11 protein-coding genes are annotated in these 13167 nt (G+C 50.0%); 5 read left to right on the top strand and 6 right to left on the bottom strand.

Going from position 1 to position 13167, the window contains the following annotated elements; genetic code table 11:
* Nucleotide 1 precedes the first annotated feature (1 nt).
* Nucleotides 2–1990, top strand: a complete 1989-nt coding sequence (locus tag QZ310_RS02115; RefSeq protein WP_297069887.1) for an LTA synthase family protein — start codon at nt 2–4, stop codon at nt 1988–1990.
* Between the two features lie 389 nt (nt 1991–2379).
* On the top strand, nt 2380–3276 hold the full coding sequence (locus QZ310_RS02120) for a hypothetical protein (protein ID WP_297069889.1): 897 nt from the start codon (nt 2380–2382) through the stop codon (nt 3274–3276).
* Here QZ310_RS02120 and QZ310_RS02125 read toward each other — a convergent pair.
* Complete coding sequence (locus QZ310_RS02125; protein WP_297069891.1) at nt 3273–4346, bottom strand: GNAT family N-acetyltransferase; 1074 nt, start codon at nt 4344–4346, stop codon at nt 3273–3275. The genes QZ310_RS02120 and QZ310_RS02125 overlap by 4 nt on opposite strands.
* A gap of 148 nt (nt 4347–4494) precedes the next feature.
* On the opposite strand from QZ310_RS02125, the gene QZ310_RS02130 reads away from it, so the two are divergent.
* Nucleotides 4495–4734, top strand: coding sequence for a hypothetical protein (locus tag QZ310_RS02130; protein WP_297069893.1), 240 nt, complete (start codon nt 4495–4497; stop codon nt 4732–4734).
* Nucleotides 4735–5161: 427 nt separating this feature from the next.
* Here QZ310_RS02130 and QZ310_RS02135 read toward each other — a convergent pair whose 3' ends face one another.
* The 4 genes from QZ310_RS02135 to QZ310_RS02150 all read right to left on the bottom strand — a co-directional run bounded on the left by QZ310_RS02135 (nt 5162) and on the right by QZ310_RS02150 (nt 8835).
* Nucleotides 5162–6652, bottom strand: a complete 1491-nt coding sequence (locus tag QZ310_RS02135) for a lipopolysaccharide biosynthesis protein (RefSeq protein ID WP_297069895.1) — start codon at nt 6650–6652, stop codon at nt 5162–5164.
* A gap of 32 nt (nt 6653–6684) precedes the next feature.
* The gene (locus tag QZ310_RS02140; RefSeq protein WP_297069897.1) at nt 6685–7386 is read right to left on the bottom strand and encodes a DUF2807 domain-containing protein; all 702 of its coding nucleotides are present in this window, start codon (nt 7384–7386) and stop codon (nt 6685–6687) included.
* A 2-nt stretch (nt 7387–7388) separates the two neighbouring features.
* On the bottom strand, nt 7389–8387 hold the full coding sequence (gene dusB / locus QZ310_RS02145) for a tRNA dihydrouridine synthase DusB (RefSeq protein WP_297069899.1): 999 nt from the start codon (nt 8385–8387) through the stop codon (nt 7389–7391).
* Between the two features lie 250 nt (nt 8388–8637).
* Nucleotides 8638–8835, bottom strand: a complete 198-nt coding sequence (locus QZ310_RS02150) for an entericidin (protein ID WP_297069901.1) — start codon at nt 8833–8835, stop codon at nt 8638–8640.
* Nucleotides 8836–9135: 300 nt separating this feature from the next.
* Between QZ310_RS02150 and hisF the strand changes: the two genes are divergently transcribed.
* Both hisF and hisIE read left to right on the top strand, forming a co-directional pair.
* On the top strand, nt 9136–9894 hold the full coding sequence (hisF, locus tag QZ310_RS02155; RefSeq protein ID WP_297069903.1) for an imidazole glycerol phosphate synthase subunit HisF: 759 nt from the start codon (nt 9136–9138) through the stop codon (nt 9892–9894).
* Nucleotides 9891–10490 (top strand): bifunctional phosphoribosyl-AMP cyclohydrolase/phosphoribosyl-ATP diphosphatase HisIE, encoded by a 600-nt coding sequence (gene hisIE / locus QZ310_RS02160; RefSeq protein ID WP_297069905.1) that lies wholly within the window; start codon nt 9891–9893, stop codon nt 10488–10490. The genes hisF and hisIE overlap by 4 nt, the downstream gene beginning before the upstream one ends.
* Nucleotides 10491–10616: 126 nt before the next feature.
* On the opposite strand, the gene QZ310_RS02165 is transcribed toward hisIE, so the two are convergent.
* Nucleotides 10617–13166 carry a hypothetical protein gene (locus QZ310_RS02165; protein WP_297069907.1) on the bottom strand — a complete coding sequence of 850 codons (2550 nt, stop codon included), beginning with the start codon at nt 13164–13166 and terminating at the stop codon, nt 10617–10619.
* Between the last annotated feature and the right edge of the window lies 1 nt (nt 13167).

Genomic DNA, 13167 nt, shown 5'->3' on the forward strand with positions numbered 1-13167 from the left:
AATGTATAATTCAGGTAACTATTACACAAGAAAAAACTACAGATTCATCCACTCCAACCCTGTCGGGCTGATTCTCAACCTGCTTTGGGTCTACATCTGTTATGAAGTGTGCCGTCTGTGTTTTCTTTTTGAAAACTGGAACCTCTTCAGCGCCAACATGTCATGGTCAACCTTCTACCATATCACCCTCGGAGGTTTCCGCTTCGACACCTCGGCGATTTTCTATACAAACGCAATCGTCATACTTCTCTATCTGTTTCCTTTGCACTTCAAGGAAACACGATGGTTTCAGATGTTGACCAAATGGCTCTATATCATCATCAACTCTATAGCCATTTTTGCCAATCTCGCTGATTCGGTATTCTTCGAGTTCCGAAAACACCGTTCGTCGATGGCACTCTTTCAGGAATTCCAGGGCGACAACAACATTGGCGGCATCGTCGGGGTCGAAATCGTAAGCCATTGGTATTTCGTCGTCATCGCCGCCCTGATGATTTTCTTCCTATGGAAATGCTACCGCTTCCCGGAAACTCCGGTCAAGCCACGAAAGCGCTATTACATCACTCAGATTGTCACATTGCTCCTGATTGCTCCAATAGCAATCTGCGGAATGCGCGGCAACACCTTCATGACAGCTACCCGCCCCATCTCGGTCAACTATGCCCACAAGTTCGTCACCGAACCTATCCAGACCGGTATTGTCCTCAACACTCCATTCTCGATGATACGCACGGTCAATCAGATTGCCGTACAGACACCACGACTGTTTGAGAGCGAGGAGGAACTGGAAGCAGTCTACAGTCCCTTGCATCTCCCCGCCGATTCGCTTACGCTCCGAAAGAAAAACATTGTAATCTTCATCGTCGAAAGCTTCGCACAAGAATTTGTCGGCGCACTCAACAAGGATCTCGACAACGGTACCTACAAGGGTTACACCCCCTTCACCGACTCGCTTCTCCAACAAAGTCTTTATTTCGACCAGACATTCGCCAACGGCGGTTTCAGCATCGACGCAATCCCATCGGTACTCGCATCCATCCCCCGAATGGACCGTCCCTTCGTCCTCTCGCCTCACTCCCTCAACCACATCAATTCACTCGCAAGCGAACTGAAGAACATGGGCTACTCCACAGCCTTCTTCCACGGAGCCGACAATGAATCGCTTGGCTTCAATGCCTTCGTGAAGCAGGCCGGTGTCGAGAAGTATTTCGGCAAAAACGAATTCGTGGCTGATTCCCGTTTCGGTGGCATGAAGGAGTTTGACGGCAAATGGGGAATCTGGGACGAACCTTTCCTACAGTTCTTCTGCGCTGAACTCAGCGAACTTCCGCAGCCGTTCATGGCAAGTGTGTTCACCCTGTCCTCACACCATCCCTTCGCTGTTCCGGAAAAATACAAGGATGTGTTTGTTGACGAAGGTCTCCACAAGCTACATAAGTGCATCCGCTACGCGGACTATTCAATCAAACGCTTCTTTGAGAGCGCACGCAAGCAGCCTTGGTTCGATAACACAATCTTCATAATCACAGCCGACCATGCCAGCAGCAAGCGTACCCACGATGTCTACATGGGTGAGGTTGGAGGCTTCCGCGTTCCCATCATCATCTATGACCCGTCCGGCGAACTCCCCACAGGCCGTCAACCCGGCATCATGCAGCAGATGGACATCATGCCCACCATGCTCAACTATGTCGGCTATGACCGTCCCTACATTGCATTCGGCAAAGACGTACTCAACACTCCTGCCGAGGAGACCTGGGCCTTCAACTGGGATTTCTATCCCCAGTTCTTCAAGGGCGACTATGTGATGCGCATGGAGAATGGACGCGACATTTCCGAAATCTACAACTACCGCGAGGACCCTCTCCTCAAAAATAATCTGAAAGACAAGCTTCCCGGTAATATCCAGCAGGATATGTACACTGAAATGTGCGCCATAATCCAAAGCTACATGGACCGCATGAACGCTGACAACGTATCAGTAAAATAAACTGACAACGTATCAGTAAAACAAGCTGACAACGTATCAGTGAAATAGATGGTGTCCGCAGGACACCGATTTACTCGTAACCCCGTACATCAAGCGCAGCGATGATGTGCGGGGAGAAGAAAGCAAGTGATGAAATGGTGTCCGCAGGACACCGATTTATTCGTAACCCCGTACATCGAGCGCAGCGATGATGTGCGGGGATATGAAAGCAAGCGATGAAATGGTGTCCGCAGGACACCGATTTATTCGTAACCCCGTACATCGAGCGCAGCGATGATGTGCGGGGATATGAAAGCAAGTGATGAAATGGTGTCCGCAAGGACACCGATTTACGATCCTGCACAGCAACGTAATTTTATAACACATACAGAAACATACGATTTGACACTATGGCACTAAAGCATGTTATCAAAGACATAAAAAACTTCTTTGGTATCGGCAAACTCCGAAAACGTATAAAAATTGACGATTACCGCATACTCCTTGACTCGGAAACCCTCTACTCAAAAGAACCCGGTACAAGCGAACAGATGTATTGCGACCATGAGATTGTAATATCTCTCACCACATACGGAAAGCGAATCGAAACCGCATATCTGGCCATCTCATCCCTCATGCGCCAATCCCGCAAAGCAAACCGTATCATCCTGTGGTTGAGCGAAGAGGAATTTTCAGGGAAAGAGCTACCCGCAACCCTCACACTTCTCGAAAAAAGAGGTCTTGAAATCCGTTTTTGTCAAGATCTACGTTCTTATACAAAACTGATTCCCACACTCAGACTTTGCCCCGAGGCAGCCATTATCACTGTAGATGATGACGTGATGTATGACATAAGCCTGATTGACCGCCTTGTAAGAGCACACTTGGCCGAGCCCGATGTAATATGGGGTAACCGTGTAACCAAAATTGCATTCGATAAAAATGGCAAACTCAAGCCATATAAAAAATGGCGGAATGCAAAACCGCTGGAGGAATCTGACAAAAATTTCGCTACAGGAGTAGGCGGCGTAATCTATCCGCCTAAGGTGTTCAATGATGAGATACTCGATGAAAGCAAGTTCCTGACCCTCGCACCTACCGCTGACGACCTTTGGTTCAAGGCCATGGCTTTGGTAAGCGATGCCAAGGTAAAACGAATACTGCCTCTGGATTCATCCGGAGAGGACGAACACCTCGGAGGAATTGTCGGATTCTCTGACGGACTTGCAGGCGAAAATGTCATTGGCGGAGGTAACGACCGTGCAATCGCCGCCCTTATGGACTATTTCAAAAAAATCCAACCTTAAGCCTTCACCACCACACGGCAGACCGGCTCATTGACGGCTCCCATCTGCTGTTTGTAAGGCTCCTCTCCACGGCATAGGTCGAAATCCTTTACACCGCGCTCATAGCACCATTTCATAATCTCCTTTAGCATGAGAATTCCGGGTGCGTGGGCGCGTTGTTCGGTATCTATGGCAAGCTTCGGGACGAGGATATAGCCGTCGTGGAGATAGAGGAAAGCGAAAGCCGCCGGCTCGCCGTTGATTTCGAACGAAAACAGGACTGTCTCATCAAGCTCCTTGAAACTCTCCATCTTCAATCCACCCGAGCATTCCTTGCGCACTTCCCATGCGCAGACAAGCTTGCGTAGAGCGGTAATCTCACGTTTGCGCCACACATTCTTGCGCATAAAGAAAAGCTTCCATATCTTCCTCCAATACTCTGCGGAAGGTGCTGAATGGCGGGTGAATACCTTCAGTTCACAGGTGAGGTCGCCATGCTTGAAATGATTGCTGCGCGTCTGGATATTGTGGCGCAGCTTTTTGTTGAGTGATGCATAGTAGGCATCGAAATTTTCAAATTCACACAGCGGGATATGATAACTGCCACGCTCCGAATAGGATGCACCGGGAAGAGCAGCCAACGCGCGGGTAAAATCAGTATCGGTCGGCATGTCAAACAATCTGAGTTTCTTCCCCTTGTATCGCGCACGGATAAAATCGGCAAGCGCGATGAATACCTCTTTCTTTTCAGCGACTCCGTGCCACGGAGAAACCACATTATTGACACCTGACGTGCGCCATGATGTCATCTCGACCTTCCCGGACGACACCATCAGAGGCATTATTGCCACAGGCTTACCATCCTGTTTTGCAAGGATGTATTCAATATGTTTGAGTCCTAACCTCACGGCAGCCTTCGGGCTATTGTAGCGCTCAACAAACTCATTCCATCTGTAGGTCTGATAGAATGTGTAGTCGATTTTAGGCATTCTGCTATCAGCGATTCTGATGTTGGCTAAAGCATCAAAATCGTTCCAAATTTCCTTAAGCGGTGCGATACTTTCGTGAATCTCGAAGGTTACTTCTCCCATAGCGGTCGGTTAGTGAATCATATCAATAATACTATGCAAATTTAGCCCAAAATAACCACACCGCCAAATCCAAATAACACCATCTCACAGGAGATAAGGGCAAGCTCCACACATGTGACCGCAGACATCCTGACTACACACTACACACATGCTGACGGCACACAGCCGACTCCACACTGCTGACTTCACACATGCTGACGGCACACTGCCGACTCCACACATGCTGACTCCACACATGCCGACTCCACACTGCCGACGCTACACTGCCGACTCCACACATGCTAACTCCACATATGCTGACGGCACACAGCCGATTCCACACTGCTCACGCTACACACATAGGATAGCAACACTCGCGGGTGTCCGCAGGACACCGATTTTTCCGTAACCCCGTACATCGGAGCGTAGCGCAGATGTGCGGGGATAGATAATATCTCAAAAAAGATGTCCGGAGGACATCGATTATCGTGGCAGCACGGCCAGCCAGAATGGTAAATCGGTGTCTTTCAGACACCTTTCAAAATAGAGCATGGACTTGCCCTGCACATCTCCGCTTCGCTTCGATGTACAGGGTTACGAAAAAATCGATGTCCTGCGGACATCCAATCCTGATCCACATTTCCTTGATTATAGTTAGCAGATAGCCCCAGCCACAAATCCTACCATACTTCACCCCATACATAGGCCCTACCATACCTCACCTCATTCATAGGCCATACCATGCATCACTCCATCCATAGACCCTACCATACATCACCCCATCTATAGCCATCACCATTCATCTCTTCCACCATCAAGCAGCCCAATGACACATTTCAAAGCCTACCCCGGAAATAGGCTATTGCGTCGCGCTGGATCTTGGAGCGCATCAGATAATTGCAGCCGAGATAGAGGGCCAGAGCCGTCAAGCCCTGCATCACGCAGATGGCAAGCGGATGGACATCAAGTTGTCCTATCAGCAAGCACGGCACCATTATCAATGCCGTCAACACGCAATAAGGCGCAAGGTCAAAAAGATAAGCCCACAGCGACCGGTGGGTAAGACGTATGACATAATAGAGCGTCGCTCCCCACGTCAGAGCCGACGCAATAAACTGGCCGAAAAGCAGGTATTTCAACCCCTCGACGGGCGACTCCGGAGTCTCCAAGCCAATGTAAGGCAGGACAAGAATAATCGCGACAACAGCCGTGACATCGCGCACCACCTCCGTCACGACAAGCAACTTCGCCTTGCCGAGCCCGAGAATGAAATTGCGGTAAAGGAGCATCAGCACAGTGAAAATACCCTGGCCGAGCAGAATCTGAAAGAGCGGTATCGACGGATCCCACTTCGTCCCGAAAAGAGTATGGAAAATCGGAGCAGCCATGACGACCAGCAGCCCCATTGCCGGAAACAGCAGATAGGCTGTGAAACGATGCGTCTTCGCACACATACGCGCATAGCGCTCCTCATCGTCCTGCACCTTTGAGAGAAGAGGGAGGAAGGAAGCCGTCAGCACCTGCGAGAGCGACATGACTCCCATTTTGCTCCACTTGTCGGCCTGACCGTAGTAGCCCAAAGGCGCGAGTCCGACTTTAAGACCGATAAAAAATCCGGAAATATTCTGGAAAGCGGTATTGAGAAACGATGTGACCATCACTCCACTACCTACGGCGAAACAGCTTCTCAGCGACTCCATCGAGAACGCATATAGAGGCCTCCAGCCACCTGTCAACCAAAGGATAAGCGACTTGACCGACGCGATGGCTATGTTCTGCCACACTATGGCCCATGCGCCCCACCCCGTGACGGCCATGTATATACCGATGACCGACCCCGCTATAAGCCCAACGGAATTGCTGACCGCAACCATCTTAACCTCCATCCGCTTCATCAGCATATTGGTCTGCACGATAGCGCTTGCATTGAGTATGAACGACAGAAACATCACCCTCGCAAGCGGAATCAGACGCTCATCCCCGCCAAAAAGCGTTGCAATCCACGGCGATGCGAAAAAGAGGATTATATAAAGCACAACGGCCGTGCCGAGGTTGAACCACAGCACGGTCGAGTAGTCGAGGCGGGTCGGATCCTTGCGCTGAATGAGCGCCGACGAGAACCCGCTGTCAATAAAAAGCGATGCAAATGCCTGAAAGACAAGAATGGCGGTGACGAGGCCGAAGTCCTCCTGCGAGAGCATCCTTGCGAGTACTATACCGGTGACGGCATAAAGCACCTGGGACGACACACGGTCAATCACGTTCCACTTTATGGTACGCGCGACCGCAGTCTTCAGATTCCCCTCCTCACCGGAATTTCCGCTCATCTGTCAAGTCAGTATGTATTCGGACGGAGGATTTATTTACCAAATGGGAAGGTCTTGATACCGACAGAACGGTTCTTGATTTCAGGCGATCCCTTGTAGTAGACCTTTGTGCTTCCGGCACCCATAACTGTGAACGATTTGGTTGCCCACAATCCGATTGAGCCCGTTCCACCGGCTTTCACGCTTGCAGTCTGAGCCTGCAGGTCGTCAGCTTGAATCACGCCGGTGCCCATGAAATTGAAATTGGCATGGTCACACACACCGGTGATGGCGAGAGTGCCGTTTCCGGTCGAGATGGCGGCGCTCACCTCGGTAGCTTTCACATCGTGGACTGAAATGCGGCCGTTGCCGATGAGTTTTGCAGAAAATTTCGGTCCTTGAGCCACATTCACCACCTTCACGAGCGAATCGCCCGAATTCTCGACCTTGGTGAGATAGGTCGAATAGACAGTGATTACGGGAAGATTGGCCACTCCGACATGCTCAGTCGAGACCTGCATGGAGAGTTTGCCTTTCTTGTTATTGAAAATGAAGGCCGAAGCCTGAGATGAAGGGCAGGTAAATACCGCCAGACCGGCAGAGTCGGGATGGCAGGAATAGACGACGTTGATACCGTCGACCACCTTGAGTTCATGGAATTCACCTACATTAAGCTCATACTTCACGAGGTCAGCTGAATATGCGCTCACGAAGCCAAGCAAGAGCAGAAGAGAGAAAAAAGCTTTCTTGTTCATTTTCATTCTTGGTTTGATTGGTTTTCTGTTACTATTTCTTCGACGCGGGCAAGCACGGCGAGAAGGTCGTCGAGCGTGGAGGCGCGGAGCATTTCAATTCGCGTGTTGCGGAAATTGGCAATCCCCTTGAAAAGAGGTGACGCGGCAAGATGACGGCGGATATGAAGTATGCCACGATATTCATCAATCCTGTCAACGCTTTCGCGTATCTGACGGCGGATAAGATCAAACTTCTCCTTCACACCAAGCGGCGCATTGCCGTCGGAGTCAATCAGACTGCGGATGTCGCGGAAAATCCAGGGGGCGCCTATCGACGCACGGCCAACCATCACACCGTCCACTCCGTAACGGTCAAAGGCATCGCGGGCAAGCTCAGGGGTAGTGATGTCGCCGTTGCCGATAAGTGGGATGGTCAGACGGGGGTTCTCCTTCACCCGTGCAATCATCTCCCAATCAGCGGAGCCGTTATACATCTGCGAGCGTGTCCTGCCGTGGACGGTCAAGGCGCGTATGCCGCAATCCTGAAGCTGTTCGGCAAGGGTGACGATAATTTTTGATTCATGGTCCCAGCCGAGGCGCGTCTTCACAGTCACCGGAAGCTTCACGGCATCCACCACGGCACGGGTGATCTCAAGCATCTTAGGAATATCGCGGAGCATACCGGCACCCGCACCCTTTCCGGCAACCTTCTTGACAGGACATCCGAAATTGATGTCGATTATGTCAGGCCCGGCTGCCTCGACAATCCGCGCAGCCTCAACCATAGGCTCGACCTCGCGTCCATATATCTGGATGGCCGTGGGACGTTCACCGGGGTCAATTGAAAGTTTCCGCGTTGTCGACGGGATGTCGCGCACAAGTGCATCGGCACTCACAAATTCAGTGTAGACCATGGAAGCCCCCTGCTCCTTACACATCAGGCGAAAAGAGCGGTCGGTCACATCTTCCATCGGAGCGAGCATCACCGGACGCTCCCCTAAATCTATATTTGCTATCTTCATGAGTGAAATGAAAAAAATCCTTTCCATCGAAGCCTGTCGCGACCGGTTCAAACCGCCCGGACCGACTTCAAGGACAAAATTAGCTATTTTTTCTTTATTTTAGCCGTTAATAATCGTCAAATGCCATCAATGTGGTCAAAAATACAAATTTCAATAGAAAACCGCACAAAAAAAGAAGCTGGTCGCTCTGTCTGAGCAATCAGCTTGATTTTTTCTTTTGTCTGTAAAAGTGCGACTATGTCGGCTGAAATTATTCAGCAGCAGCTACAGAGTCAGCGGGAGCAGCTACGCTGTCAGCGGGAACTGAATCAGCAACAACTACTTCTTCAACAGCAACTTCTTCTACTACAGCAGCAGAGTCAGCAGCAGCGGCAGCCTTGTCAGAAGAACCGCAAGAGAAAAGTGATGCGCTGAAAACAACAGCGAGTAATAAAACTAACTTTTTCATTTTTTCTTTTTGATTAAATTATAAAACAATTTTAAGCTTCAAAAACACCGCAAAGGTAAGACATTTTATTTACTTACCAAACTTTTTTTTAGAGTTTTTTCTTTCAGTCCCTATTTTTTAGCAAAAAAGTATAAAAATTTGTCATTTATCAAACCTTATTTTAACATTTGGCCACCGATATAGCCATTTTAACACTCTGTAGTCACGACAGCAAGCTTTTCGCAATTTCATGGAAAAACACTATATTTGTAGCTTCCAAACAGAAATTTCTACACATATTTTAAATAAACAATATTAATAATGCTTGCCAAACGCATAATCCCATGTCTTGACGTCAAGGACGGACGCACCGTGAAAGGTGTGAATTTTGTAGGGCTAACCGATGTCGGCGACCCGGTTGAACTCGGTGCGCGCTATGCCCGGGAAGGAGCCGACGAACTGGTGTTTCTCGACATCAGCGCAACCCTTGAGGGCCGTAACACCTTCGCTCAGCTCGTGGGCCGTATTGCCGACCGCCTCAACATCCCCTTCACAGTCGGTGGTGGCATTGCCTCGCTTGACGATGCCTCTCGCCTCCTCGATGCAGGCGCCGACAAGATCACCGTCAATTCTGCCGCCGTCCCCAATCCTAAACTGATTTCGGAAATCGCCACCCGCTACGGAAGCCAGTTTGTGGTCGTGGCGATAGACGCACGCCTGACCGACGACGGCATCTGGCACGTCACCACCCACGGAGGAAACCGGCTGAGCGACCGCGAGCTCTTCAGTTGGGCGCGCGAGGCCGAACAGAACGGCGCGGGAGAAATTATGTTTACATCCATGAACCATGACGGCACCCGCTCAGGCTACCCCTGCGATGTCTTTGCCCATCTCGCCGCAGAAGTCAATATCCCCATCATCGCCTCGGGAGGCGCCGGATCGGTGGACGACATTGCCGATGTGCTCACTGCCGGCAAAGCCGATGCCGCCCTCGCAGCATCCATCTTCCACTATGGTGAAATCTCCATCTCCGAACTCAAACAAGAACTCAACAAACGAAATATACCCGTTAGACTATGACTTTCGACGATTTCAAACTCGATAAATGTGCGGACGGCCTCCTACCCGTAATCATTCAGGACTCCGTCACACTCCGTGTGCTCATGCTCGGCTACATGAACCGCGAGGCATTTGACCTCACGCTATCATCCGGCCATGTGACATTCTACAGCCGCACCCGCTCCTGCCTCTGGACCAAAGGCGAAACGAGCGGCCACTTCCTTGACGTGGTCGACATGTATGCCGACTGCGACGGCGACACCTTATTAATAAAGGCCGTCCCCCACGGCCCGACCTGTCATCGCGGCACCATCTCTTGTTTCGACACCCCGGCGGAGGACGGCTTCATCCGTTCGCTCTCACGGCTCATCCAACAGCGCCACGCCGAGATGCCCGAGGACAGCTACACCACCAAACTTTTCATAAAAGGCGTGAAAAAAATCGCCCAGAAAGTCGGCGAGGAAGCGGTCGAGTCAGTCGTGGAAGCCGTCGACGGCAACAAGGACCGCTTCTCCTACGAAGCCTGCGACCTCATCTACCACCTCCTCGTCCTCATCGAACAGATGGGCCTCACCCTCCCCGACCTCGAAAAAGAACTCCTCCACCGCCACTCGTAATCACTTTCCTCAGGACTCATTATATGGAAATGCCTAGAAAGCCATAAAACGCTATGTTTGTCAGTGAACTCGGACGCCGGCAAAAATAGCGTTTTATGGCTTCTGGGCATTTCATACTTCAAAGGATTATTTGAGGATGGCGGAGGAGGGGCCTTTTTGTTCGCCGACTTCGTTGCCGCGCTTCACTTTCTTTCCGTAGCCGAAGGTGTAGACTACGGAAAGGTTGATGGAGGGGTGATAGGTCGGGGCATAGACTTCGCGGAATTCGGAATAGTAGGGTGATTCAAATTCGCGGGTGTATCTCAGCCATCCACGGTTGAAGATGTTGTTGGCTGCAAACCTTACATTCAAATCACCGTTGCTCCATCCTGCTGTGAAGGAATACTGCGGACGGTTTTTCTGGATAACATTGCTTGAAACGCCGTTGACTTCTTTGAAAGGCAACTTGTAGGCAGCCTGGAAATACCAATCCCTGACATAATAGGAAGCTGAAGAATTGAAATAGAACGACTGCAGGTCCACTCCATATCTGCCGGAGATTCTATAGTATAGGTATTCTGGATTTGCTGAAATCTGAAGATTTCGGTCAAGGAGGGCAAGATTGAAATTGAAACCGGCTGCGAGATAATTATAGTCTCCGTCGTTGAGATAGGTGCGAAGGAGGGCCTTGCCATCGTCATACGGAAGATAGGCCACCGTCATGCGGTCATGAAAACCACGGTAACTACCGTATATGCTCGTGTAGAACCGGTTGGTCGGAATCCATACGTATCCCAAGGCAAGCTCATAGACTCTGTAGTTGTCCAGACCCGGATTACCGCTGATATACAACAGCTCATTCTGCTTCAGCACCTCCGGAGTCTTCTCGCTTATCTCCGGAGTAAAACTCGCGAACTGCGAGAAGAGCGATACACGGTTCTTTTGGTTAAAGGCATAGCCAAGTTGAATATGAGCGGCAGGATAACAGTCATTCTTGCTCCGACCGTTGATTATATTTCTCTCCCAGACGAAATCCACATCAACGTCAAGCGACAGTGACTGCGTTTTCAACTTATAGCCAACCACTCCTGCCGCGCCTGAGAGGGTATAAGTATCATCCGAAGTGTTGGTGCCGTTGTAATCAATACTGTTGTAACGCCTGGTATACGAACCTCCAACAATCATGGAATTTTTCTTATCGAACTGCTTGGTCAACGTCACATTGACCTTCATGGCATAAGCTTTCTCATCGGCATTCCTTACGACAGGCGATGCTGCCGTTGTGCAGTAATCCATATTATCCTTTATCCTCGAATATGAGAAGGCCGGATTGGCATTGATGGAGAACTTATTTGGCAAAGCAAAGAAGTAGGCGCCGGAATATGAAAGGGAATTATCACGCTTGGAGTAAACACGCGAGAATTCATAGTCTGTCCCCAACGACGGATAATAGGAAAGAGAACCGTTCTCATTGTTTTCGGGTTTAGATAGATGGGTGAAACCTATGGTGTTGCGAATCTGAGCATTTTTCCCTGCGTAACTTGCACGGAAAGTGACAGGATACCGGTTCTGCTTCAAATGCGAATCTTCAAGGTTCTCGACACGTCTGACTGTTGTGGGATTGCCATCGTTATCCGTCAGCGAATATGTGGCCTCGACGCTATTGCCGTTGTGATGATCATTCTGATTGGTCGCTCCGACATAGAGGTCGTAGGTCATCTTCTTATATACGAACTTCGAAAACAGATTGGCATTGCTCGCAAGTCCGGTCAAGAACCCTTCTTTAATGGTAGCCTTTGTGTAGCCGCCATATTCGTACTCCTGGACTATGATGTTGATGACACTCCGGTCCCCTTGAAAACGCGGGTCGGTCGGGCCATAGATAAATTCCACGCGCTTTACGTCGGCAGTACGCAGTCCGGTCATATCTTGCAACGATGCCCGCATAAAATTGATATAGACCGGAACAGTCGCTCCGAAATTATCTGTAATAGCACCCGACATCGCATCCACCCTGAGTTCGGGAATAGCCATTACTTTCAGAAGATCGGTGGCATCCTGAGCCACGCGTTTCTGACGGTTGGTCGGAGTGTAGACCGAACGGTCAGAAGCAAGTGAGGCGTTCTGACCATTTACGGTTACACCTTTAAGTCCGATAGCGCTGGATTTGAGCAACAGATTACCGAGTGCGAAACCGGTGCATGGATAGACGACGGTCGTGTAGCCTACACCACTTATTTTAGCAAGAATATTCTTGCGGTCACAGGGAATGGAGAAGCGTCCGGCTTCATCGGTAATGCCGTAGGTAATCACCGTCGAATCCTTCGGTGCAAGGAGCATGACCGTGGCAAACGGAACCGTCTCGCCATGCTCGTCAATCACACGCCCGGTGTATTTGAACTTGCCCTGCTGCAGAGCCTCTATGTAGATTACATCACCGGTTTCGATAACCGAAATTGGATTGTAGGCAACAATCCGACGGATAGCATCGGCAAGATTATCGGTGTCGATGTCGGCACTGATTTTGTAATCCTCAAGCTGATTATATATGAAGCTGAGATTGACCTCGGGATGCTCTTTGCTGATAAGGGCCAAGGCCTGCGACACAGGGGTGTTTTTGAATGAGTAACGATAGTCGGATGCGTAGCTGTTAATCAACGCCACACCCGCAAGAAATGTGAGAAGTGAACGTTTCATG

The organism is uncultured Duncaniella sp. (assembly GCF_910577345.1).
In the GTDB taxonomy this organism is placed as follows: domain Bacteria; phylum Bacteroidota; class Bacteroidia; order Bacteroidales; family Muribaculaceae; genus Duncaniella.

Excerpts from the sequence above, each read along its gene's own strand:
- QZ310_RS02115 (WP_297069887.1), top strand. The coding sequence starts at position 2 with ATGTATAATTCAGGTAACTATTACACAAGAAAAAACTACAGATTCATC.
- QZ310_RS02120 (WP_297069889.1), top strand. The coding sequence starts at position 2,380 with ATGGCACTAAAGCATGTTATCAAAGACATAAAAAACTTCTTTGGTATC.
- QZ310_RS02125 (WP_297069891.1), bottom strand. The coding sequence starts at position 4,346 with ATGGGAGAAGTAACCTTCGAGATTCACGAAAGTATCGCACCGCTTAAG.
- QZ310_RS02130 (WP_297069893.1), top strand. The coding sequence starts at position 4,495 with ATGCTGACGGCACACAGCCGACTCCACACTGCTGACTTCACACATGCT.
- QZ310_RS02135 (WP_297069895.1), bottom strand. The coding sequence starts at position 6,652 with ATGAGCGGAAATTCCGGTGAGGAGGGGAATCTGAAGACTGCGGTCGCG.
- QZ310_RS02140 (WP_297069897.1), bottom strand. The coding sequence starts at position 7,386 with ATGAACAAGAAAGCTTTTTTCTCTCTTCTGCTCTTGCTTGGCTTCGTG.
- dusB (WP_297069899.1), bottom strand. The coding sequence starts at position 8,387 with ATGAAGATAGCAAATATAGATTTAGGGGAGCGTCCGGTGATGCTCGCT.
- QZ310_RS02150 (WP_297069901.1), bottom strand. The coding sequence starts at position 8,835 with ATGAAAAAGTTAGTTTTATTACTCGCTGTTGTTTTCAGCGCATCACTT.
- hisF (WP_297069903.1), top strand. The coding sequence starts at position 9,136 with ATGCTTGCCAAACGCATAATCCCATGTCTTGACGTCAAGGACGGACGC.
- hisIE (WP_297069905.1), top strand. The coding sequence starts at position 9,891 with ATGACTTTCGACGATTTCAAACTCGATAAATGTGCGGACGGCCTCCTA.
- QZ310_RS02165 (WP_297069907.1), bottom strand. The coding sequence starts at position 13,166 with ATGAAACGTTCACTTCTCACATTTCTTGCGGGTGTGGCGTTGATTAAC.